The organism is Curtobacterium sp. PvP017 (genome assembly GCF_054060195.1).
Window position 1 is genome coordinate 49,758 of record NZ_JBSSCY010000003.1, and the last position, 22,222, is coordinate 71,979.

Sequence of the window (22,222 nt, forward strand, 5' to 3'; positions counted from 1 at the left end):
CGGGCACAAGGGCGGTGATCATGCTCCTGTCCCGAGCGGTGCGCTCTCTCCTACGTTCTGTGACGAATCACTGCGTCCCGTTACGTCGACGCTCGTGCGCGTCGCTCGCTCGTGTTTGCATCGCTCCACTGACGAGGGAGTGTTGCATGACGCACGTCGAACGCACCGCCCGCGCGGCCACGGTGCCGTTGCGGATCGCGGTGTTCTCGCACGGCACCGAGGCGCCGCCGGCGACCCGGGCCTACCGCGAGGAGCTCGAGCTGTTCACCGCGGCGGAACGCCTCGGGTACGACGGGGCCTGGGTCCGCCAGTTCCACTTCCGACACGACGACGCACCGGCGCGCGGCGGACTCCCGTCACCGTTCGTGTTCTTCGCGGCCCTCGCCGAGCGGACGTCCACCCTGCGCCTCGGGCTCGGAGCGGTCACGCTGCCGCACGAGGACCCGGTCCGGGTCGCGGAGGACGCTGCCGTCCTCGACGCGATCAGCGACGGACGCGTGGAACTCGGCGTCGCGAACGGTGGCGGCCCGGAGACCCTCGACGTCTTCGCGCCCGGTCTGGTCGGGGCCGACCACGACACCCGTCGTGCCGCGTTCGACGAGCAGCTCGCACGGCTGCTCGACGCGCTGCGTGGTGCGTCACTCGGCACGGGGACCGCACGCCTGAACCCGGACGGCAGCGGGCTGCTCGACCGGATCTGGGACGCCACGCTCAGCGCCGAGAGCGCCGCGATCGCCGCCCGTCGGGGGCACGGAGTGCTGATCGGCACCACGCAGACCGTGCCGGCCGAGGTCACCGCGGACGCCTACCACGCCGCACTGCCGGACGGCGCTGTTCCCCGCGTCGCGCTCTCGACGGCGATCTACCCGGCGCCGGACCGCGAGACCGCGCTGCGCGAGGCGCGTGCGGGCATCGAGGCGAAGTACGCGTGGGGCGAGTCGTTCCTGCCGCCGGCGACGACCCTGGCCGAGATGGCCGCGTCGCTCAACCTGCACTACGGCACGGCCGACGACATCGCCGAGTCGATCGCGTCGAAGCCGTACTCCCGGTACGCGACGCAGCTCAACGTGCAGGTCGACGACGGCTACTCCGACGTCGGTGCACGGACGGACGCCCTCGCGCTGTTCGCCGAACAGGTGGCCCCGCAGCTCGGCGCCGTCCTGGCCCACGAGGCGGTGACGGCATGACCCGCGACGGCGGCCTGGTGCTCGGCGGGATGGTCTTCTACCCCGGCGGCGAGCACGTCACGAGCTGGCGCCTGCCGGGCAGCGAACCGGACGCCTACCTGGACGTCGAGTACTACGTGCGGTTCGCGCAGACGCTCGAGCGCGGTGGGTTCGCGACGCTGTTCATCGCCGACGAGCTGTACGTCTGGGACCGCTTCGCGTCGGGCATCGACCACGCCGTGAACATCCGCACCGAGCCCTTCACCCTGCTCGGTGCCCTGTCGCAGCGGACCGAGCACATCGGGCTCGCCGCGACGGTCTCGACCACCTACAACGAGCCGTACCACGTGGCTCGGAAGCTGGCGTCGATCGACCACCTGAGCGAGGGCCGGGCCGCCTGGAACCTCGTGACGAGCGCCTCGGACGAAGAGGCCTGGAACTTCGGTCGCGACGCGAACCTCGACCACGCCGTCCGCTACCGCCGGGGTGCCGAGTTCGTCGACGTCGTGCAGGGCCTCTGGGACAGCTGGGACGACGACGCGTTCCTGTACGACCAGGAGTCCGGGTACTTCGCGAAGCGCGACGGACTGCACGTGCTCGACCACGAGGGCGAGTTCTTCCGCGTACGCGGGCCGCTCAACATCGCCCGGCCGCCGCAGGCCCACCCGGTGCTGTTCCAGGCCGGGGCATCCGAGGCCGGCCGTGCGCTGGCCGGTGCGAAGGCCGAGGGCGTCTTCACCCTCTGGCAGGACGACCTCGCCGACGCACAGGCCCTGTACGCCGACTACAAGCGCCGCGCCGTCGAGCACGGACGTGACGCGTCGTCGATGCTGATCCTGCCGGCGGTGTCGCCGGTGATCGGCGACACCGAGGCCGACGCGCTGCGGCAGCTCGACGAGATCGAGGAGCTGACACCGGACCGCGTCTCGCTCGACCTGCTGTCCCACTACCTGCAGACCGACCTGTCCGACCGGCCGCTCGACGCACCGTTCGAGCACGTCTTCGACGAGACGGCGATCAACCAGTCGAAGTCCGTCTACGAGTCGATCCGCCGCATCGCTGCCGAGGCCACCACGCTGCGCGAGGTCTACCGGACGATCCTGCGCCGTCGGTTCCTGCCGGGCACGCCCGAGCAGATCGCCGACTGGCTGACCGAGCGCTACGCGCAGGACGCCGCCGACGGCTACATGCTCGCGTTCTCGTCGATCCCGGTGAGCGTCGACCGGTTCGTCGACCAGGTGGTGCCGGAGCTCGAACGTCGTGGCGTGTACGACCGCGCGTACCGCGGCGACACCCTGCGGGAGCACCTCGGGCTGGCGCGACCGGCGAGCCGGTACGACGGTTCGGCAGCCGTGCCCGCGCCAGCGACAGTCGACCAGGAGGCGTCCGCATGAGCGACCGCATCCTGCTGGGCGCCTTCGCCTTCCACCCGGGAGGCGCGCACGTCACCGGGTGGCGGCACCCGTCCTCGCGTCCCGCCGAGCACCTGAGCATCCGGCACCACCGGCACATCGCGCAGACCGCCGAGCGCGGGGTGTTCGACACGCTCTTCCTCGCCGACGGCCTGTACTTCTGGGACCGGTACCCGTCGGGCGTCGACCACTACGGTGCGCTGCGGCCCGAACCGTTCACGCTGCTCGCCGCGCTGTCCCAGGTGACGTCGCGGATCGGCCTCGCCGCGACCGTGTCGACGACGTACAACGAGCCGTACCACGTGGCCAGGACCCTCGCCTCGCTCGACCACCTCAGCGGTGGGCGAGCCGCGTGGAACCTCGTCACGAGTCGTTACGACGAAGAGGCCCGCAACTTCGGCGGTGACGCCCACATCGACCACTCCCGGCGGTACGAGCGCGGTCGCGAGTTCGTCGACGTCGTCAACGGTCTGCTGGACAGCTGGGACGACGACGCGATCGTCGCCGACCCGGCGTCCGGGGTCTTCGCGCGCCGCGACGGCCTGCACCGTCTCGACCACGAGGGCGAGTTCTTCCGGGTGCGCGGGCCGCTCAACATCGCGCGGCCGCCGCAGGGCCACCCGCTGCTGTTCCAGGCCGGCGGGTCCGAGTCCGGGCTGGAACTCGCCGCGGACACGGCCGACGCGGTGTTCACCCGTGGTGGCTCCGCCGCGGACGTCCGACGCTTCGTCGACGACCTGCGCGCCCGCGCCGTCCGGCACGGCCGCTCCGCCGACGCGGTGAAGATCATGCCGTCGGTGATGCCGGTCGTGGGGGAGACCGCCGCCGACGCCCGAGCCGAGGCGGACGCGATCCTCGCCCTGACGCCGGACGCCCTCATCCTCGAGGACGTGTCGCACCAGATCGGGCAGGACCTGTCCGGCCGCGACGTCGACGTGCCGTTCGACTACGCCGAGGAGTTCGACACCTCGAACGAGACCCGCTCGCCGAAGCCCGCGGTCGAACGGCTGCTCGCCGACGGCCCGGCGACGCCCCGCGACGTCTACGCGTGGTCGTACCGCCGGAGCCTGCTGACGGGCACCGGTCCGGAGATCGCCGACCGGTTCGAGGAGCTCGCCGACGACGGTGGCGCCGACGGCTTCATCGTGCAGTTCCCGTACCTGCCCGGCGGGATCGACCGGTTCGTCGACCACGTCGTCCCGGAACTGCAGCGCCGCGGCCGGACCGCGACGGCGTACGACGACCTCACCCTGCGCGAGCGCTTCGGACACCCCCGGGTGCCGGACCGCGCGCACCGCTGACCGCTCCACCGCTCCCTGCACCGCACCCCTGCAACCCGAACCCCTAGGAGTCATCCGTGACCGTCGACCTCACGTCGCGGCGGCGTCGCCTCAAGCGCCTCGCCCTCGCGGCCACCGCGTCCGCCCTCGCCCTCACGCTCGCCGCGTGCTCGTCCGGCGGCGACGCCTCGCCCGGATCGTCCTCGGACACCGGCACCTACACGCTTGGGCTCCAGGAGCCCGACAGCACGATCAACCCGCTCACCACCTCGGACTACAACGCGATGTTCATCGTGGGGTTGGCGTCCGAGGGCCTGCTCAGCCAGGACGCGAAGGGCAAGCTCGAGGGGCGTCTGGCCGACTCGTGGAAGGCGTCGTCCGACGGACGCACCTGGACGGTGCAGCTCCGCGACGACCTGCAGTTCTCCGACGGTGCCGCGCTCACGAGCAAGGACGTCGTCGCGACGTTCGACTCGATCATCGGCAAGGACAGCCAGTCGCCCGGCAAGTCGAGCTTCGACGGCATCCTGCAGTCGGTCGCCGCCGACGGTGCCTCGACCGTCGACTTCACGCTCGCCAAGCCGTACGCCGACTTCCCCTACCTGCTCACGGGCTCGAACACGACCATCCAGCCGGCCGGCTTCGACGCCGGCGCGAACTGGGCCAAGCAGCCCGTCGGCGCCGGACAGTTCGTGCTGACGAAGTACTCGGCCGGCCAGGGCGCCACGTTCACGAAGAACCCGGACTACTGGGACGCGAAGGACGTGGAGCTGCAGCAGGTCGACGTGAAGTTCTACGCCGACGACCAGGCCCAGCTGCTCGCGTTCCAGAGCGGGGAGATCGACCAGATCGCCGCCAGCCCCACTGCGACGTCGACGCTGCGGGCCTCGGACTACACCGAGACCGAGCCGTACTTCAACAAGTTCGACGGCATCTTCCTCGACGTCACCAAGGCGCCCTTCGACGACCCGAAGGTCCGTGAGGCCTTCGCCCTCGCGCTCGACCGCGAGGAGATCGTCAAGACGGTCTACGGCGGAGCCGCCGAGGTCGGCAACGACACCACGTTCTTCCCGAGTTCGGCGATCCAGCCGAAGGGACTCGAGCAGCGCGAGCAGGACAAGGCGAAGGTCGCGGACCTGCTCGGCGGCAAGACGGTCTCCTTCGAGATCACGACGCTCGACGCCGAGAAGGCCCTCGCCCAGGTGGTGCAGCAGCAGCTCGAGGCGGTCGGCGGGTTCGACGTCACCCTCAAGGTGCTGACGAGCGCGCAGTACTACGCCGACGGCGACGACACCCCGTGGCTGAACGCCCCGGTGACGATCACCAACTGGGCGCAGCGCCTGCCCGCGCAGTACGTCGACCTGATCTACCGCGACGGCGCCGTCTGGAACGCCTCGAAGTACTCGAGCCCGGAGCTCGAGCAGCTGACCGACCGGTACGAGTCGACGACCGACGAGTCGGAGCGGCAGGACCTGGCGAACCAGATCGCCGAGATCGAGTGGACCGACCTGCCCGTGATCGTCCCCGCGTTCGCGTCGAGCAGCATCCTGCTGCAGAAGCGCGTCACGGGCACCTTCCGGTCGGGGCAGGACTTCCCGGGCGGGTTCGACTTCCGGGGCATCGGGGTCACCGCGTCATGAGCACCGCGCGCCGCCGTCGTCTGCTGACCCTGGTCGGGCAACGGGTCGTCCAGATCCCGCTCGTCCTGGTCGTGGTCTCCGTCCTGACGTTCTGGCTCGTCCAGGTCGTGCCGGGGGACCCGGGCCGGAACGCCCTCGGGCAGTACGCGACGGCGGCGCAGGTGCGCGCGTGGAACGTCGACCACGGGCTCGACGGGTCCCTCGTCAGCCGGTACCTGCACTGGATCGGCGGGTTCGTCACGGGGGACTGGGGCACGAGCTTCGTCTACTCCGAGCCGGTCCGCGACCTGGTGCTCGGCCGTCTCGGCAACTCCCTGCTGCTCGGCGCGTACGCGTTCGTCATCATGGTGCCGGTCGCGATCACGCTCGGCGCCGTGCAGGCGTACCGGCAGGGTCGCCGCTCCGACCGTGCCGTCACGGTCGGGCTGCTGACGATCTCGGCGGTGCCGGAGTTCGTCGTCGGGATCGTGCTGCTGCTCGTCTTCGCGGTCTGGCTGCGGGTGGTGCCGGTGCAGGCGTCCGGTGCGCTCGACGCCGGGTTCGGCGAGCGGCTCCGGGTGCTCACGCTGCCCGCCGTGGTGCTCGCCCTGGCGTACCTCGCCGTCCTGACCCGGATGGTGCGTGCGGGGACGATCGAGACGATCCGGTCGCAGTTCCACCGCACCGCCGTGCTCAAGGGCCTGACCACCGGCCAGGTCGTCCGCCGGCACGTCGTCCGCAACGCGCTCATCCCGACGTTCTCGGTGCTCGGCATCTACCTCGGCACCCTGCTCGGCGGCAGCGTCATCGTCGAGACCCTGTTCTCCTACCCGGGCCTCGGCGCGCTGCTCGTGTCGGCCGCCGAACGCAAGGACGCCCTGCTGCTCGAGAGCGGGGTGATGCTCGCCGGGGCGCTCTCGCTCGGCGCGCTCCTGCTCACAGACCTGCTGTTCGTGGTGGTCGATCCCCGGATCCGCTTCGAACGGGCGGCCACCGCATGACCGCCGTCGTCCCCGGTGCCGTCGAGACCGACGCCCTCGCCGGTCGTCCGTCGGCGTCGACCACCACGGGCACCGTACGGGTCACCCGCCGCGGGTGGCGCGGACTCCTCCGGCGTCCCACGTTCCTGGTCTCCGTGGCGATCCTGCTCTGGTGGGTCGTCCTGGCCGTGGGCTGGCACCTGCTCGGCCTGCAGCCCTTCGCCCGCACCGGCGAGCTCCTGCAGGCGCCGAGCGCTGCGCACTGGTTCGGCACCGACTCGCTCGGCCGTGACGTCTTCGCCCGCGTCGCCGCCGGGGCCCGGCCGGCGCTCGTCATCGGCCCGTTCGGCGCGGCGCTGGCGACCGTCGTCGGCGGCACCCTGGGCCTGCTCGCCGGCTACCACCGCGGCTGGGTCGACACCGCCCTGATGCGGTTCTTCGACGTGCTGCTCGCGTTGCCCAGCCTGATCTTCCTGGTCGTGCTCGTCGGAGCGTTCGGGGTGTCGACGCCCGCGCTCGTCCTCATCGTCGGCGTGCTCTTCGCGCCGGGCATCGCGCGGATCGTCCGGGCCGCGGTGCTCGTCGAGATGGGCAAGTCCTACGTCCAGGCCGCACGGCTGCAGGGCGAGAGCGCCGTCCGGGCGATGGTCACCGAGTTGCTGCCGAACGTGATCGGGGTCTTCGTGATCCAGGCGGTCCTGAGCCTCGGTGCCGCGATCTTCATCACCGCGTCGCTGTCGTTCCTCGGGCTCGGTTCGCAACCACCGGCCGCCGACTGGGGGCTCGACATCAACGCGAACCGCGCCTACCTACAGGCCGCGTGGTGGACGGTCGTGTTCCCGGGCGTCGCCGTGGCGTCGATCGTCGTGTCCGCGAACCTGATCGCCGACAACCTCAAGGAGGTCTCCGAGTGACCGAGCAGACCGGCACGAGCGAGCAGCCCCGGACCACCGGCACGACCGACGCACTGGTCCGCGTCGAGGGGCTCACCGTGTCGTACCGCGGCACCCGGGTGGTCGACGACGTCGCGTTCGTGATCGAGCCCGGTGGCTCGTACGGGCTCGTGGGCGAGTCCGGCTCCGGCAAGAGCACCGTGGCCGGCACGCTGACGGCGTCGCTCGGCCCGGACGCCGCCGTCGGGTCGTCGGCGCTGGTCGTCGACGGCGTCGACGTCGCGTCCCTGCGCGGTGAGCGCCTCCGGCGGTTCCGGCGCGACGTCGTGGCGGTCGTCCACCAGGAACCCGGCCTCGCCCTCAACCCGACGATGACGGTCGGACGCCAGGTCGCCGAGGTCCTGCGCGCCACGGGCTCCGGCCGCGCGGCTGCGGACACCGCGACGATCGAGGCGTTCACCCGGGTCGGGCTGCCGTCGCCGACGACGATCGGGGTCCGGTACCCGCACGAGCTGTCCGGCGGTCAGCAGCAGCGCGTCGCGATCGCGATGGCCCTGGTGGCCCGTCCGCGCCTGCTCGTGCTCGACGAACCGACGACCGGCCTGGACAGCACGGTCGAGGCGGGCATCATGGCGCTCATCGACGAGCTCCGGACCGAGATCGGCTTCGCGACCCTGCTCATCAGCCACAACCTGCCGCTGGTCGCGGCGCACTGCGGACGGGTCGGGGTGCTCCGCCACGGGGTGCTCGTCGAGGAGGGCACCGCGACCCAGGTGCTGCTCCACCCCACGGAGCCGTACACGAAGCAGCTCGTCGACGCCCTGCCCGACATCACGACGGGCAAGGCAGGAACGGCGGGCAAGGCCGACACGTCGGCCGACACCGCGCAGCACGACGTGCTCGCGACGATCAGGGGCCTCCGCAAGGAGTACGACGGCGCGGTCGCCCTCGACGGCATCGACCTCGAGCTGCGCCGCGGTGAGGTGCTGGGCGTCGTGGGGGAGTCCGGTTCTGGCAAGACGACCTTCGGCCGAGCCCTCGCCGGACTGGTCCGACACGACGGCACGATCGCGCTGGACGCCGGCGACCGGACGCCGGCCGGCACCCCACCCGTGCAGGTCGTGTTCCAGAACGCGGACGCCTCGCTCAACCCGCGGCGGACGGTCCGACAGGTGCTGGGACGGGCGATCCTGCTGCTGCACGGCGACGGCACCGCCGAGCAGCTCGCGGCGCGGGTCGGGCTGCCCGCCGACGTCCTCGACCGCCGGCCGGCCCAGCTGTCCGGCGGGCAGAAGCAGCGCGTCGCCATTGCCCGGGCGTTCGCCGGACCGGTGCCGCTCGTGGTGTGCGACGAACCCACGTCCGCGCTCGACGTCTCGGTGCAGGCGCGGATCCTCGACCTGGTGCTCGACCTGCAGCGCACCACCGGCACGACCTGCGTGTTCATCTCGCACGACCTCGCCGTCGTGCGCCGGGTCGCCGACCGCATCGCGGTCTTCGACGGCGGTCGTGTCGTCGACGTGGGCCCCGCGGAGCGGCTGTTCGACGCGGGCGCGCACCCGCGCACCCGCGAGCTCGTCGCGGCCGCGCTCGACCTGCGCCGGCGCGCCGGTCTGGTGGCTCCCGCGGCCTGAGTGGGGCCCTGGACCTGCGCACAGGGCGGACGGCGAACCCGTGGCGGACCCGCCACGGGCCTCCCGTCCGCCCTGTCTCCGCGCTACTTCGCGAGGAACTCCAGCACCACGCGGTTCCACTCGTCCGGGTGGCTGACGTTGACGCCGTGCGGGCCGCCGGCCACGACGTGCAGCTCGGAGCCGGCGATCGCGGCGTGCGTGCGGGCACCCGAGCCGTCGAACGGCACGGTCGCATCGCCGTCACCGTGGATGACGAGCGTCGGCACGGTTACCTTCGGCAGGTCGTCGCGGAAGTCGGTGTTCGCGAAGGACGCCATCGCCTCGAGCGCGGCGGTCTTCGACGCCTGCTTCGCGAGCGTGAGGGCCTGCTGCCGGTCCTCCTCGGAGACGACCAGGGTGCCGTCCACCGAGAAGAAGTCGGTCGTGAACTGGTCGTAGAACGCGTCCTCGTCCTTCGTCAGGCTCGCGGTCATCTCGGCCGCCTGCTCCTTCGGCAGCGGGCCGTCCGGGTTGTCCGACGTCTGCAGCAGGTACGGCGGCACGGCCGAGGCGAAGACGACGCTGTGCAGCCGCTCGGTGCCGTACTTCGAGAAGTAGCGGGCGACCTCGCCGCCGCCCATCGAGAAGCCGACGAGGGTGACGTCCTGCAGGTCGAGCTCGGTGAGGATCGTGTGCAGGTCCTCGGTGAGGTGGTCGTAGTCGTAGCCGGTCTTCGGCTTGTCGCTGCGACCGAAGCCGCGACGGTCGTAGGTGACGACGCGGTGGCCGGCGTCGACGAACGCCGGGACCTGCTTGCTCCAGGACTCGCCGGACAGCGGCCAGCCGTGGATCAGGACGACGGTGCGGCCGGAACCGCCGGTGTCGTCGACGTGCAGGTTCGTGTCCTTGAAGAGCCCGTGGTGGGCGGTGATCTCGGTCAAGAGTCGCTTCCTTCCCGCGCCGCACGGGTGGCGGCACGCACCTCGTTGCTACCAGCGGGATCCCGAGCGACAGCGCGGAGCGGACAGACCCCTCGGCGCCGTCTCCGGCGTCGCTGTCTGTGACGCGCGCGGCGACCACGGCCTACTGTCCAGCAGGATCAGGGAACCGTCACCGCGGCGGGTGCCCCTCGTCACGAGGGAGCACCGATGAAGTACGTCAACTACGCGGGGGCCGTCCGGGTCCTGACCGGTGACGCGGTGGCCGACGCGGTGATCCGGTACGCGGCCGCGCTGCACCAGAGCCGGTTGAGCGACGTCGTGTCGGTCCCGACGACCGACGAGTTCGGCGCGGCCAGCACGGTAGAGCTGCTCCTCGCTCCTGCGGTGGCGGTCGCCCTGGAGCCGGCGCCGGACGACGACCTGGAGCCCGAGGGCGGGGCCTTCCTGGCGGAGATGCGCCGACGGACCGAGGCGGTCCTCGCCGTGGACGCCAGCAGGTTCCCGACCGACCTCGGCCGGTGAGCGTCGCGACGACCGTGCTGCGGTCAGGCGACCGGCGTTTCGCCCGTCAGGTCGGAGCGGGTGTCCGCGTGGATCGTCTCCGGGTGCTCGAACGTGCCGGCTGCCGCACGCAGACGGGCGACGAACTCGCCGTTCTCGACCTCGAGCTCGTCCTCGTCCGCATCGGCGACGACGATCTCGCTCGACGGGCCGATGAGCATCTTCGTCGTGGTCATGGTGCCGTCCTCCGCCACCGCCGGGATCGCGATGGCGTCGGCTCGGTTGCCGCCGGCGAGCGCCGCGGCGTACTCGATCACGGCATCGGCGACGTCGTCGCTGGTCAGGATCGTCGAGCGGTCGTACTGGATGTACTTCATGGCCCACCAGTCAAACGCGCGGTTGCTGGCTGTCTTCCGAGGAACCCGGCGCGTCGTGCGTTGCGCGGATGCCGACATGTCGCGAGGATCGTCCTGTGCCCGAGATGATGCACCGCACGCAGCGGCAGATCAGGACAGACGAGCCGTCGGTCGCGGCCGAGGCACTCTCGGTGACCCACGTGACCCACGGCCTCACCGTCGAGGGCACCGGCGAGGGGTTCGCCTTCGAGGAACGCGTGCGGGGGACCGCCCTGCTGTCGCTCGAGTCGACGCGGTGCACGGGCACCCTGAGCGGCGCGGTCGAGCCCGGACGGGCGATGATGATCGTCTGGGTGAAGTCCGGCTCCGCGGTCGTCGACGACAACCCCGTCAAGGTCGGCCGCCCGGTGCTCTACCGGCAGGACCCCCAGCGGTTCCGGTGGGTGGACGTCCAGCACGACGTGCTGCGCATCGACCGGACGATCGTCGAGCAGGTCGCCGCCGAGCGTGGCGACTGGGCACCGGGTCCGCTCGAGTTCCGTCCGCGACACGTACCCGAGGGCGCGCCGCTGGCCGCGTGGTGGCTGATGGTCCGGTCGGTCGCGCAGGAGGTGCTGCAGGGCCCGGCCGACGTGCCGGTGGAACGTGAGCGCGAGCTCGCCCGGTTCGCCGCCGGTGGGCTGCTGACCGCGATCCCGCACTGGCCGGTGGGGCAGCACGAGCCGGTGATGGCCTCGACCGCCCGCTTCGCCCGCGCCGAGACGTTCCTGCTCGACCACGCGACCGAGCAGATCACGGTCAACGACGTCGCCGAGGCCGCGGGCCTGAGCGTGCGCGGTGTCCAGGCCGCGTTCCAGCGGCACCACGGCATCACGCCGACGATGTACCTGCGCCGGATCCGGCTCCTGCTCGCCCGCGAGCAGCTCGAGGCCGGCGACGACCGCAGCGTCGCCGAGATCGCCCGGGCGACGGGGTTCGCGCACCTGGGCCGGTTCGCCGGCAGCTACCGGCAGGAGTTCGGGGAGCTGCCGCGGCAGACGGCGCTGGCGGCGCGGGAGTAGCGGGCCGGGGCGTTACCGCAAGGATCACGCAACCGCCTCGGTGTCCGTTGTCGGGTCGCCCGGCAGCGCCTACGTTTCGGCTGTGCGACATCGCACCCCCCCCCGTCGAACCCAGGAGGCCGCATGGCCACGCCAGCCGTCCCCGTCCCCGTCCCCTCCACGTTCTCCCGACGCCTCCGCGAGGACGCCGCGCACGCCCGGGAGCACGTCCTCCTCACCGCCCTGCTCGGCTCGCCGTTCCTGCCGCGGGTGGTGCGACGGCTGCTGCTGAACGCCGCAGGCGCCCGTGCCGAGTCGGCTCCCGGTCCCGGGTTCTCACTGACCGGCGACCCGCGCAACCTGTCGGTCGCGCGCGGCGTCTACTTCAACCGCGGGACGACCATCGAGGCCATCGCCCCCGTCACCATCGGTGCGAACGCCGCGATCGGCATGCAGGTCCTCATCATGACGAGCCACCACGCGATCGACGCCGACGGCCGGTGGAGCGACACCGCGACCGGCCGTCCGGTCGTCATCGAGGACCGCGTGTGGATCGGCGGCCGGGCGACGATCCTGCCCGGCGCGCACATCGAGCACGACGTGGTCGTCGCGGCCGGCGCGGTCGTCACCGGGCGCCTGCTGGCGCACGGCGTCTACGCCGGCGTGCCGGCGAAGCGCATCCGCGACCTGGCCGGTGCGGACCCGGCCACGGACCGCACCGCGACCGCCTGACGGCCTGGAGGCGCTGGGCGGCCCCACCACGGGCCTCCAGGCCGCATCGCACGCCCGTCCACGGCGACGTGCCCTTCCGCGGGCACGTCGCGTCTGCGACGATGGGCGCGCAGCGGGCGACGACGCCCGCCCGTCGTGAGGAGTCCACCATGTCCGTGCGTCTCAACCCGTACCTCGGCTTCCGCTCCGGAGCCCGCGAGGCCCTCGACTTCTACCACTCGGTGTTCCACGGCCAGCTCACGATCGGCACCTTCGGCGAGGCCGGCATGAGCCAGGACCCGGCCGACGTCGACAAGGTCATGCACGGGCAGCTCGAGGGCGAGAACGGCCTGCTGCTGATGGCGTCGGACGCGCCGACCGGCATGGAGACGCCGTCGGAGAGCACCATCTCGCTGTCGCTCAGCGGCGACGACGACGAGGCGCTGACCCGCTACTGGAACGGGCTCGCCGACGGGGCGACGATCATCGAACCGCTGACGAAGGCGCCGTGGGGCGACACGTTCGGGATGCTCACCGACCGGTTCCGGGTCACGTGGCTCGTGAACATCAGCGGGTCGACGAGCTGACGGCGACGGGCACGCCGCCCACGCTCGCGGCGATCGGCCACCGCGGCACCCAGCACCGGACGCGCGCGGCGTAGCGGCGGAAGTCGTCGCCGAAGCGGACCTCGAGGTCGGCCTCCTCGAGCGGTCGGACGACGCAGTTCCACACGATCGAGCCGGCGAGCGCGTAGACGACGACCATCCACGACCCGAGCAGCAGGCCGACGGCGACGCCCTGCGTGATGCCGGCGAGCGCCATCGGGTTGCGGACCGACCGGTACGGGCCGGCGACGACCAGCCGGTTCGCGCTGGCGGACGGCAGCGGCGTCCCCGCGCCCTTGGTCGACATCGCCGCCGCCGACGCGATGCCGAGCGCGCTGGCGAGCGCGAGGACGACGAGCCCGATCACGAGCAGCGTGACGACGACCGGTTCGGGCAGCGCCTGGTGCAGCCGCCAGCGGTGCTCGGCCGCGGCGATGACCACGGGGAACACGCCGAGGAAGAGTCCCCAGAAGACGACGATCTGCACGGTCGTCGCGACCACGTGCCGCGACGTCGCGGCACCCGGGTCGGCGGTGCGGAACCGCAGCGGACCGGACGTCAGCCACTCGGTCGGCACCCGGCCGAGCAGGACGAGCGCGAGGGCCAGCCCGGAGCCGACGGTGGCCGCGGTCATGACCAGGACTCCCCAGCCGGCCTCACCGGTGACGGTGGCCCAGACGGCGAGTGCCGCGAGGACGACCGCCGTCCAGCTGGTGGCGACGATCGCGGCGGCCCGGCCGAGGGCACTGGCCGACGACGCCGCGATCGCCGACGCGACCACGAACAGCGGGACGTCGACGGCCGCAACGGCGACCGGGTCGAGCGAGCCGAGGGTGAGCGTCCGGATGCCCGGGACGGTCGCGACGGTGATCCACCAGACAGCGCCACCGAGTGCCTGCAGTGCGAAGTAGAGCCGGCCCCGGAACACGTCTGCACGCTAGCAGGGCGACGCGGTGCGCCGGGCGGCGCCTCAGTCCTGGCGGTTGATCTGCCCGAGCCACCGGCCGAACGCCGGAGTGCGGGTGTCGTGCAGCTTGGTCAGGACGGGCTTCGGCGTGCAGGTGCGCTCGTCGACGATCGCTGCGCCCTTGTGGGGTTCGAGGCTCATGGTGTGCTCCTTCGTGGTCTTCGTGATCGGTGCAGAGTCCGACAGCGGGCGGGTCCGATCCATTCCCACCCGCTGCCGTGTCGTCGGCGAGCGGTGCCGGTCAGGGCGTGACCATGCCGCCGTTCACGTTGAGCGTCTCGCCGACGACGTAGCTCGACTCGTCCGACGCCAGGAAGACGTAGGCCGGGGCGAGTTCAGCCGGCTGCCCGGCGCGACCCATCGGCGACTCGCTGCTGCCGAACTCCGGCAACGTCGACGGGTCGACGCCGCCGCTCGGCTGGAGGACCGTCCACGTCGGCCCGGGAGCGACGACGTTCACGCGGATGCCGCGCTCGACGAGCAGCTGGGACAGCCCCTTCGACAGGTTGTTGATCGCGCCCTTCGACGCCGCGTAGTCGAGCCGGTCGGGCGCCGGCTTGTACGCCTCCATCGAGGCCGTCGTGGTGATCGTCGCACCGGGCTGCAGGTGCGGCAGTGCCGCCTTCACGAGGCGGAACAGCCCGAAGACGTTCACGTCGAAAGTCGCCTCGAACTGGTCGTCCGTGATGTCGAGCACGTCGGGCTGCCACCGCTGCTTGCCGGCGACGCTCACGAGGGCGTCGAGCCCGCCGAGTCCGGCGACCGCCTGGTCGACGAGCTCCTGCGCGTACGCCTTGTCGCGCAGGTCGCCGGGGATCGCGACGGCGGTGCGTCCGGTGGCACGGATCTGCTCGAGGACGTGGTCGGCGTCGGACTGTTCCTCCGGCAGGTAGGCGATCGCAACGTCGGCGCCTTCGCGGGCGAACGCGATCGCGACGGCGCCGCCGATGCCGGAGTCACCGCCGGTGATCAGGGCCTTCCGGCCGGCGAGCCGACCGGTGCCCCGGTAGCTCGTCTCGCCCAGGTCGGGGACCGGGTCCATGGCGGACTGGAGGCCCGGCTCGTCCTGGGTCTGCGGCTCCGGCTGGACATCGGGGTAGCGGGTGCGCGGGTCGCCGTGTTCGTACTGGTCGGTGGGCATGGGGTTCCTTCCTGCTGGCTCGTGACCACCGAACCCGTCGGCGCTGGGGGAAGCCGGAGCGCCGTCCGTCCTGCGCACTCGTCCAGGGCCGGGGCGTTGCCTCGGGGGATGAGCGACGACGACGACCAGCAGACCGAGCGCGACTTCGCCGACGCGGTGAACATGACCCCGTCGGAGCTCCGCGAGTGGCTCGACACCGACGAGTCGAAGCACGTCGGGCAGAAGCCCCCTGGGGGCGGCGAGTCGACCGGGCACGAGAGCGGGCGGCACGTCATCCGGATCCTCGAGAAGCACAAGGCGGACCGGACCGACGACGACCACGCCCACATGCGGAAGGTGATCGGCTACGTCGCCCGGCACTCGGAGCAGCGGCCGGACGGCGACGTGCACGACACCCCGTGGCGGTGGTCCCTGATGAACTGGGGTCACGACCCCGAGAAGCGCTGAGCCGCCGCCGGCTCGGAACGACGCCGGGCCGGTGCGCGTACCGTGACGTCCCATGCCGAACCAACTCAAGAAGCCGGACATGTACGAGGAGCTCCGCAAGGAGGGCAACTCCAAGGAGAAGGCCGCGCGGATCAGCAACGCCGCAGCGGCCCGCGGCGAGAAGGCAGTCGGGAAGAAGGGCGGCGAGTCCGGCTCCTACGAAGACTGGACCGTCGCCGACCTCCGGAAGCGGGCGAAGGAGCTCGGCCTGACCGGGTACTCGTCGAAGCGCAAGGCCGAGCTCGTCGAGGCGCTCCGGGATCACTGACCGAGGTCGGCGACCGCGTCGATGCCCTCGGCGATCTCCGCTGCGTGCGTGTGGTGCAGGTAGTGCCCGCCGTCGAGCAGGACGACCTGACCGTCGGCCACCGACGCCGCCTGCTCACGGTGCAGACGCTCCCACCCCGGCACCTCCGGGTCGTCGCCCACGACGAACAGGCGGACCGGCAGATCGGCGGGGAACGCGACGCTGCGGGCGTGCCGGAAGTTCGCGCCGAGGTGCTCGTACTCGTCCAGGTACGTCGCGCGCATGCTGGTGCGGTGTGACAGCAGGGTCATCTGCTCCTTCTGCGCATCGGTGTAGGGCAACCCGGCGTACGCGTCGCCGGACACGGCAGTGAGCACGCGGGCGAGGCCGGTGGTCTTCACGAAGCGGAACAGGCCGGACCCGACGGCCTCGTCGATGCCGGGCTGCGTCGGCACACTGCTGTCGATGCCGACGAACGCCTGCACCTCGTCCGGGTACGCGTTCGTGTACTCGAGCGCGTAGATCCCGGCGACCGAGTGCCCGGCGAGCACGTACCGATCGATGCCGAGCGTCGACAGCGCCTGGTGCACCTCGTCGACGATGTTCGCGCTGGTCCGTGGTCGGTCGGTGCCGTCGCTCAGGCCGTACCCGAGCGGCTCGACCACGACCACCCGGTGGGTGTCCTGCAGCCGGTCGACGAGCGGGGCGAAGTCGATGACGGGGGACGCCGTGCCGAAGCCGGGCAGCAGCACGACGGTCGACGCCCCGGACCCGGTGACGGCGACGTTGAGCCGACCGCCGGTGACAGGGACGAGTTCGCCGTACGGGCGGATGTCGTCCCGTTCCGCCGCGGTCGCGATCGCGTCGTAGGTGGCCGTGCCGCCGAGCGTCAGGGCGCCGAGGCCCACGAGCCCGACGAGCGAGAACCCGATGATCCTCAACGGGCGGCGGCGGCGTCGTCGGCGTGCAGGTCGGGCCGGGGTGCTGGTGGGGGTGGCCGTGGGGTGGTGCGTGTCCATGCCTGCACGCTAGGTCCGGCTCGGACCGCCGCGCATCGGAGCACGGTACCGGCGTGCGACGTCCGTGTCGTACCGCGGGCCGACGTCGGTTGACCGCACAGCAGGCCCGGCATGGGGGAGAATGGCCGGGTGAACGAGACGGGCATGCCGCGCTTCCGACGGATCTGGTCGACCGTGCAGGTCGGCGTGCTCGCGATCGCCGTGGCGTTCTGCGTCGTGATGCTCGTGATCGGGCAGGGCAAGCTCGACCGCGTCTACGCCGTCGCCGCGATCTTCTTCGGCCTGGCGCTCGTCGGGCACAGCACGTACCTCTGGCTCCTCGCCCGCAACGCCCGCACCGGCCGCTGAGCCGAACGGCGACGCGAGGTCGGCTCCGGCTACACCCCGAACCGCAGTGCGAGCGGCACCAACAGTCCGGCGACCCAGACGAGCACCATCACGAGTGCGCCGATCGCGATGAAGCGGCGGCGGCGACGGAGCTTCGGGCTCCGCTCCTCGCCCCACATCTGTGCACGGACGAGCACGCGGTTCGCCTGCTCGACGACCCTGCGGACCTCGGGGTCGTCCAGCTCGAGGGCACCGGACCGGGCGTGTTCGGCGATGACCGTGGCTTCGTCGACGGTCAGGTCGTCCTTGCGCATGCTCCATCCTCGCACCGGGTGCAGGGGTACGGCGCGTCTGTGCGGGAACGGACCAGCGGCGCGTACCAAGGACGCATGGGACATCGGTACCGCGGGAAGATCGTCGTCGTCACCGGAGCATCGAGCGGCATCGGGAGGGCCGCGGCGCACGAGTTCGCCCGGCAGGGCGCGACGCTCGTGCTCGCCGCACGCGGCCACGACTCCCTGGAGGCCGCCGCCGCGGAGTGCCGGGCTCTCGGCGCCGACGCGGTGGCGATCCCCACGGACGTCGCCGACGAGCACCAGGTCAAGGACCTCATCGGCACGGTGACGAGTCGGCACGGCCGCATCGACGTCTTCGTCGGCAACGCCGCCCTGTTCGTATACGGCCTGTTCGAACAGACCCCCACCGAGGCCTTCAAGCGCGTCGTCGACACCAACCTGTACGGGCACCTCAACGCCGTGACCCACCTGCTGCCGCACTGGAAGCAGCGCGGGAAGGGCACGTACGTGCTCGTCGGCTCGATCCAGTCGCTGCTGTCCGCGCCGTACCAGTCGGCCTACGTGACGAGCAAGCACGCGGCGCTCGGCCTGATCGACGTCCTCGGTGACGAGTTCGCCGGCACCGGCATCCACTTCACCGCGCTGCTGCCGTCGACGATCGACACCCCGATCTACCAGAACGGCGCCAACTACACCGGCAAGAACTCGCACCCGCTGCCGCCGACGGTGTCGGTCGAACGCGCGGGTCGTGCCGTCGTCACCGCCGCCACGCACCCGAAGCGGTACCGCTTCGTCGGCCGGATCCAGGCGTCGCTCGTGCCGCTGCAGTACGTGTTCCCTGGCCTGTTCCACAAGATCACGAAGCCCATGGTCGAGACCTTCGCGCTGCGCGGGAGGGCCGCGCCGACCGACGGCAACCTCTACGCCCCGGCGGACGCCGACAACGCCACGAACGGCGGTTGGGTCGCCAAGCGGCGACGCGTCACACGCCCCATCGTGTGGCTCGGCGCGGCTGCGGCGGTCGGCGCGGTCGTGCTCGGCCGCGCGCGCCGGTAATCGGGCGTACCTTCCGAAACCGGGCGTACCTGCCGTGTTCTTCTCGGCAAGTACGCCCGATCTCGCTAGGTACTGCAGCCGTTCTGGGAAGGAACGGGCGGCTAGAAGAGCTTCGCGCTCGCACGCCGGGCACCCTCGCCGAGGGACTCGAGCTTGGCGGCGGCGATCTGCGGGTGGATGCGGCCGCCGAGCCCGCAGTCGGTGCCGGCGATGACGCGCTCGCGCCCGACGACCGAGGCGAACCGTTCGATGCGCTGCGCGACGAGATCGGGGTGCTCGACGACGTTCGTGGCGTGGCCGACGACACCCGGCACGATGACCTTGCCGTCGGGCAGGGTGACGTCCTGCCAGACGGTCCACTCGTGCTCGTGGCGGGCGTTCGCGGCCTCGAACGAGTAGGCGCCGGCATCGATGTCGAGCATCAGGTCGACGATGTGGCGGAGTTCGATGTCGGTGGTGTGCGGGCCGTGCCAGGAGCCCCAGCACAGGTGGAAGCGGACGCGGCTGGTGTCGAGGCCCCTGAGCGCGTGGTTGAGTGCCTCGACGCGGATGCGGGTGAAGGCGCGGTAGTCCTCCAGGCTCGGCTCGGGGTTGATCTGGTCCCAGTTCTCGGCGATCGACGGGTCGTCGATCTGCAGCACGAGACCGGCGTCGAGGATGATCCGGTACTCCTCGCGCAGGGCGTCGGCCCAGGCCCAGATGTGCTCCTCGTCCGTCGCGTAGTACTCGTTCGCGACCCGGGCTGCCGAGCCCGGGGAGAGCGCCGTGATGAACCCGTTGTCGGCGCCGGCGGCCGCGACCGCGTGCGTGAGGTTGGCGGCGTCGGCGCGCGCGGCGTCGTGCCCGGTGTAGGTGATCGGGCCGGTCGTGGTGGGGAACGCGGTGGCGTTCTTGCCGGTGCCGATGCCCGACTCCGGGTCGGTGTAGGCGTCGCGGAAGATCGTCCAGTCGCGGCGGTCCGGGAAGCTCGTGAGCTGCACGTTGCCCGGGCTCGAGCGGACCGGCTCCTGCGTGAAGACGTTCTCCTCGGTGAGCGAGAGGCCGCTGACCCGCTGGAACGAGTAGCCCCACCACGCGCCGTAGTCGACGCCGTTCGACATCGCCTTGCCGAACTCGCCGTCGCCCGGCTGCGTGATGCCGAGGGCGGTCTGGCGTGCGACGACGTCGTCGACCGCCGCGCTCGTCAGCTGACGGACCTCGTCGGTGGTCTCGAGCGTGAAGCCGTCCGCGCCCACGGGTCGGGCGGCGTTCGCGGCGATGAGCTCCGGCGTGCGGGGAAGCGAACCGGCGGTGGTGGCCTGGACGTGGTCGGTGTTCTCGAAGGGCATGGGCCCAATGTGCCACGGGGGCGTCACGGTGGGCGAGGCGTTACGCGACGCGACGCGGTCCGGGGAGAATGGGACCCCTATGCCCAGCGCGCGCCCGACCTCCCGCATCCCGCTCAACACCCTCGCCGCACCGTTCGGCCTCGCCGGCTTCGCGGAGACCTGGTCCTACGCAGCGCCCGTGCTCGGACTGCCGGCCGTCGTCCCACAGGTGTTCTGGGCGGTCGCGGCGGTGGCGTGGGTGTGGTTGCTCGGCGCGCACGTCCTGCGGGGCGTCCGCGTCGAGGAACGCCTGGTCGACCAGCTCCGCCACCCCGCGCAGGGGCCGATCGCGGCGCTGGTCCCCGCGACCGCGATGCTCCTCGGTGTCGACCTCGCTCGCTTCTGGGAGCTCGGCGGGCAGGTCCTCGTGCTGCTCGCGGTGACGGTCGCCGCCGGGTTCGCGGCGTGGTTGCTGAGCACGTGGTTCGAGGGGCGCCTCAGCCTCGAGGCCGTGCACGGCGGCTACCTGCTGCCGACCGTCGCCGCCGCCCTCGTGGCCGCCGTCGCCACCCACGAGGTCGGAGCCGGCTGGTCGTCGTGGGCCTGCTTCGGCGTCGGCGTGTTCTTCTGGGGCGTGATGACCGGGCTGCTGCTCATCCGGCTGTCGTTCCGCCCGGCACTGCCCGACCCCCTCGTCCCCACCATGGCGATCCTCGTGGCCCCGCCCGCGGTGGCCACCGTTTCCCTGTTCGCGCTCACCGACGACGCCCTCACCCTGCCCGTGCAGGCGATCGCCGGGCTCGGCGTCCTCATGCTCCTCGTGCAGCTCGCCCTGCTGCCCCGGTACGTCCGGCTGGGGTTCTCGCTCGGGTTCTGGTCCTTCGTGTTCCCGGCGGCGGCGGTCGCGACGGCGGCGATCGAGTGGTTCCGGGTGCTCGACCTGCCGGTGGCCTGGGTGCCCACGACCGTGCTGCTCGTGCTGCTGACCCTGCTCGTCGCCGTGGTCGGGGTGCGGTCACTGAACCTGGCCGCGCGCCACCTGCTCGGGCAGGCGGAGTCGGTGCTGCACGCCGCCGACGACGAGGACGCGGCACCGGCGACGAGCTGACGCGCGAAGCCCCGAGACACGGAACGACATCCTCGACGTCGTGTGACGTCGAGGATGTCGTCCGGGGCCGATCCGCGCCAGTCAGGCGCTGACGGTCTCGTCCGCCGTCAGGACCGGGGCGATCGTGCCCGTCCGGGCGCCCTCGTACGCCGCCAGGATCATGCCGAGCACCGCGATGCCCTCCCGCTCGGAGTGGATCGGCCGCGTGCCGTCACGCAGGCACGCCCCGAACGCGCCGATCTCGGCAGCGAAGGTGTCGACCTCGTCGAAGGTGACGGACTCGCTCGTGCCGTCCCGCAGGTCCCACCGCAGCGTGGTGCCGTCGCTCGTCAGGGAGCCGTGCTCGCCGACGACGCTGAACCGCTCGGTGCCGGCGGCCGGGTCGTACGCCCAGCTCGTCACGAGCTGCCCCACGGCGCCGTTGTCGAAGCGGAACAGGGCCTGTGCCGAGTCCTCGCCCTCCATGAAGGCGAGTCGGTGCGTGGACAGCATCGCGGTGGCCTGCACCGGGACGCCGCCGGCCAGGTGCATGAGCAGGTAGCTCGGGTGGTAGCCCGTGTCGATGAGCTCACCTCCGCCGCTCGTCGACGCGTGCGCACGCCACCCCATGTTCGACGGGTCGAACTCGTTGCGGAACGAGTCGGTGGTGCGGACCTCGTACACCGTGCCGAGCGCGCCGCCGTCGATGAGCTCCTTGGCCTTCGCGACCGCTGGCATGAACAGCTGGTTGTGCGCGCACATCAGGGTGATGCCGGACTCCGACACCGCACGCTGCACGTCGGCGGCCTCGTCCGGGCTCAGGCACAGCGGCTTCTCGCACAGCACGTGCTTGCCGGCCTTCGCGGCGGCGACGATCGCGTCGCGGTGCAGGTGGTGCGGCAGGCAGATGTCCACGGCGTCGATGTCCGCCTGCTCGAGCATCTCGAGGTAGTCGGTGAAGCAGGGGACGCCGAGCTCGGCGCCGCGCTCCTCGGCCGTGGCCGCGAACGCGTCGGCGACCGCGGCGACCCGGATCAGCTCCGGGTGCTGGGCGTACCCGCTGATGTGGAACGTGGCGATGCCCCCGCCGCCGATCAGGCCGACGCGGATGATGTCGCTGGACATGGTGACTCCTGTGGTGGGTTCGTGGCGTTGCACTGCTGGACTGCTGG

The 22,222-nt window shown here is 71.8% G+C and carries 25 protein-coding genes; 16 read left to right on the top strand and 9 right to left on the bottom strand.

All coding sequences use genetic code 11. The features are described 5' to 3' along the window. The first annotated feature begins 146 nt into the window (after nt 1-146). The 7 genes from ACVKXF_RS07775 to ACVKXF_RS07805 are packed head-to-tail and all read left to right on the top strand — an operon-like array spanning nt 147 to nt 8,984. The gene (locus ACVKXF_RS07775) at nt 147-1,187 is read left to right on the top strand and encodes an LLM class flavin-dependent oxidoreductase (RefSeq protein ID WP_456795371.1); all 1,041 of its coding nucleotides are present in this window, start codon (nt 147-149) and stop codon (nt 1,185-1,187) included. Continuing rightward, on the top strand, nt 1,184-2,560 hold the full coding sequence (locus ACVKXF_RS07780) for an LLM class flavin-dependent oxidoreductase (RefSeq protein ID WP_123312846.1): 1,377 nt from the start codon (nt 1,184-1,186) through the stop codon (nt 2,558-2,560). Before ACVKXF_RS07775 ends, ACVKXF_RS07780 begins: the two co-directional genes overlap by 4 nt. Continuing rightward, nucleotides 2,557-3,879, top strand: coding sequence for an LLM class oxidoreductase (locus tag ACVKXF_RS07785; protein ID WP_456795372.1), 1,323 nt, complete (start codon nt 2,557-2,559; stop codon nt 3,877-3,879). Before ACVKXF_RS07780 ends, ACVKXF_RS07785 begins: the two co-directional genes overlap by 4 nt. Nucleotides 3,880-3,935: 56 nt before the next feature. Beyond that, nucleotides 3,936-5,498, top strand: a complete 1,563-nt coding sequence (locus ACVKXF_RS07790; RefSeq protein WP_456795373.1) for an ABC transporter substrate-binding protein — start codon at nt 3,936-3,938, stop codon at nt 5,496-5,498. Further along, nucleotides 5,495-6,478 (top strand): ABC transporter permease, encoded by a 984-nt coding sequence (locus ACVKXF_RS07795; RefSeq protein WP_111085670.1) that lies wholly within the window; start codon nt 5,495-5,497, stop codon nt 6,476-6,478. The genes ACVKXF_RS07790 and ACVKXF_RS07795 overlap by 4 nt, the downstream gene beginning before the upstream one ends. After that, nucleotides 6,475-7,371, top strand: coding sequence for an ABC transporter permease (locus ACVKXF_RS07800; RefSeq protein WP_123292847.1), 897 nt, complete (start codon nt 6,475-6,477; stop codon nt 7,369-7,371). The genes ACVKXF_RS07795 and ACVKXF_RS07800 overlap by 4 nt, the downstream gene beginning before the upstream one ends. Continuing rightward, nucleotides 7,368-8,984 carry an ATP-binding cassette domain-containing protein gene (locus tag ACVKXF_RS07805; protein WP_456795374.1) on the top strand — a complete coding sequence of 539 codons (1,617 nt, stop codon included), beginning with the start codon at nt 7,368-7,370 and terminating at the stop codon, nt 8,982-8,984. The genes ACVKXF_RS07800 and ACVKXF_RS07805 overlap by 4 nt, the downstream gene beginning before the upstream one ends. Before the next feature lie 83 nt (nt 8,985-9,067). Here ACVKXF_RS07805 and ACVKXF_RS07810 read toward each other — a convergent pair whose 3' ends face one another. Next, nucleotides 9,068-9,904 carry an alpha/beta fold hydrolase gene (locus tag ACVKXF_RS07810; protein ID WP_456795375.1) on the bottom strand — a complete coding sequence of 279 codons (837 nt, stop codon included), beginning with the start codon at nt 9,902-9,904 and terminating at the stop codon, nt 9,068-9,070. Nucleotides 9,905-10,111: 207 nt separating this feature from the next. On the opposite strand from ACVKXF_RS07810, the gene ACVKXF_RS07815 reads away from it, so the two are divergent. Then, complete coding sequence (locus ACVKXF_RS07815; protein ID WP_340196523.1) at nt 10,112-10,426, top strand: hypothetical protein; 315 nt, start codon at nt 10,112-10,114, stop codon at nt 10,424-10,426. A 23-nt stretch (nt 10,427-10,449) separates the two neighbouring features. On the opposite strand, the gene ACVKXF_RS07820 is transcribed toward ACVKXF_RS07815, so the two are convergent. Next, nucleotides 10,450-10,782, bottom strand: a complete 333-nt coding sequence (locus ACVKXF_RS07820) for a hypothetical protein (protein ID WP_123312838.1) — start codon at nt 10,780-10,782, stop codon at nt 10,450-10,452. Between the two features lie 104 nt (nt 10,783-10,886). On the opposite strand from ACVKXF_RS07820, the gene ACVKXF_RS07825 reads away from it, so the two are divergent. The 3 genes from ACVKXF_RS07825 (at nt 10,887) to ACVKXF_RS07835 (ending at nt 13,099) form a co-directional block, all read left to right on the top strand. Next, entirely contained in the window at nt 10,887-11,822 is a 936-nt protein-coding gene (locus ACVKXF_RS07825) for an AraC family transcriptional regulator (protein WP_123312837.1), read from the top strand. 123 nt (nt 11,823-11,945) lie between these two features. Further along, nucleotides 11,946-12,533: a DapH/DapD/GlmU-related protein gene (locus ACVKXF_RS07830; RefSeq protein ID WP_456795376.1), complete on the top strand. Its 588-nt coding sequence runs from the start codon at nt 11,946-11,948 to the stop codon at nt 12,531-12,533. A 149-nt stretch (nt 12,534-12,682) separates the two neighbouring features. Beyond that, on the top strand, nt 12,683-13,099 hold the full coding sequence (locus ACVKXF_RS07835) for a VOC family protein (protein WP_396291035.1): 417 nt from the start codon (nt 12,683-12,685) through the stop codon (nt 13,097-13,099). Here the strand turns inward: ACVKXF_RS07835 and ACVKXF_RS07840 are convergent. The 3 genes from ACVKXF_RS07840 to ACVKXF_RS07850 all read right to left on the bottom strand — a co-directional run bounded on the left by ACVKXF_RS07840 (nt 13,080) and on the right by ACVKXF_RS07850 (nt 15,225). Further along, on the bottom strand, nt 13,080-14,045 hold the full coding sequence (locus tag ACVKXF_RS07840) for a methyltransferase family protein (protein ID WP_456795377.1): 966 nt from the start codon (nt 14,043-14,045) through the stop codon (nt 13,080-13,082). The two genes, ACVKXF_RS07835 and ACVKXF_RS07840, sit on opposite strands and share 20 nt — an antisense overlap. Before the next feature lie 42 nt (nt 14,046-14,087). Then, a complete protein-coding gene (locus ACVKXF_RS07845) occupies nt 14,088-14,225 on the bottom strand; it encodes a hypothetical protein (protein WP_185021360.1) in 138 nt (45 codons plus the stop codon). Nucleotides 14,226-14,325: 100 nt separating this feature from the next. After that, nucleotides 14,326-15,225 (bottom strand): SDR family oxidoreductase, encoded by a 900-nt coding sequence (locus ACVKXF_RS07850; RefSeq protein WP_123312833.1) that lies wholly within the window; start codon nt 15,223-15,225, stop codon nt 14,326-14,328. Nucleotides 15,226-15,333: 108 nt separating this feature from the next. Between ACVKXF_RS07850 and ACVKXF_RS07855 the strand changes: the two genes are divergently transcribed. Continuing rightward, nucleotides 15,334-15,672, top strand: coding sequence for a DUF3140 domain-containing protein (locus tag ACVKXF_RS07855; RefSeq protein WP_123312832.1), 339 nt, complete (start codon nt 15,334-15,336; stop codon nt 15,670-15,672). Between the two features lie 52 nt (nt 15,673-15,724). Further along, nucleotides 15,725-15,979, top strand: a complete 255-nt coding sequence (locus tag ACVKXF_RS07860; protein WP_456795378.1) for a DUF7218 family protein — start codon at nt 15,725-15,727, stop codon at nt 15,977-15,979. On the opposite strand, the gene ACVKXF_RS07865 is transcribed toward ACVKXF_RS07860, so the two are convergent. Beyond that, nucleotides 15,973-16,977, bottom strand: a complete 1,005-nt coding sequence (locus tag ACVKXF_RS07865; protein ID WP_456795379.1) for an alpha/beta fold hydrolase — start codon at nt 16,975-16,977, stop codon at nt 15,973-15,975. The two genes, ACVKXF_RS07860 and ACVKXF_RS07865, sit on opposite strands and share 7 nt — an antisense overlap. Nucleotides 16,978-17,121: 144 nt before the next feature. Here ACVKXF_RS07865 and ACVKXF_RS07870 point away from each other — a divergent pair, with 144 nt between their 5' ends. Then, on the top strand, nt 17,122-17,325 hold the full coding sequence (locus ACVKXF_RS07870; protein WP_456795380.1) for a hypothetical protein: 204 nt from the start codon (nt 17,122-17,124) through the stop codon (nt 17,323-17,325). A 29-nt stretch (nt 17,326-17,354) separates the two neighbouring features. Here the strand turns inward: ACVKXF_RS07870 and ACVKXF_RS07875 are convergent, their stop codons facing one another. After that, complete coding sequence (locus ACVKXF_RS07875) at nt 17,355-17,618, bottom strand: hypothetical protein (protein WP_123312828.1); 264 nt, start codon at nt 17,616-17,618, stop codon at nt 17,355-17,357. Between the two features lie 75 nt (nt 17,619-17,693). Between ACVKXF_RS07875 and ACVKXF_RS07880 the strand changes: the two genes are divergently transcribed. Beyond that, entirely contained in the window at nt 17,694-18,656 is a 963-nt protein-coding gene (locus tag ACVKXF_RS07880; RefSeq protein WP_456795381.1) for an SDR family NAD(P)-dependent oxidoreductase, read from the top strand. A gap of 101 nt (nt 18,657-18,757) precedes the next feature. On the opposite strand, the gene ACVKXF_RS07885 is transcribed toward ACVKXF_RS07880, so the two are convergent. After that, nucleotides 18,758-19,984, bottom strand: coding sequence for a cobalamin-independent methionine synthase II family protein (locus ACVKXF_RS07885; protein WP_456795382.1), 1,227 nt, complete (start codon nt 19,982-19,984; stop codon nt 18,758-18,760). 79 nt (nt 19,985-20,063) lie between these two features. Between ACVKXF_RS07885 and ACVKXF_RS07890 the strand changes: the two genes are divergently transcribed. Continuing rightward, complete coding sequence (locus ACVKXF_RS07890; RefSeq protein ID WP_456795383.1) at nt 20,064-21,071, top strand: SLAC1 family transporter; 1,008 nt, start codon at nt 20,064-20,066, stop codon at nt 21,069-21,071. An 81-nt stretch (nt 21,072-21,152) separates the two neighbouring features. On the opposite strand, the gene ACVKXF_RS07895 is transcribed toward ACVKXF_RS07890, so the two are convergent. Next, nucleotides 21,153-22,175, bottom strand: a complete 1,023-nt coding sequence (locus ACVKXF_RS07895) for a Gfo/Idh/MocA family protein (protein ID WP_222660921.1) — start codon at nt 22,173-22,175, stop codon at nt 21,153-21,155. Between the last annotated feature and the right edge of the window lie 47 nt (nt 22,176-22,222).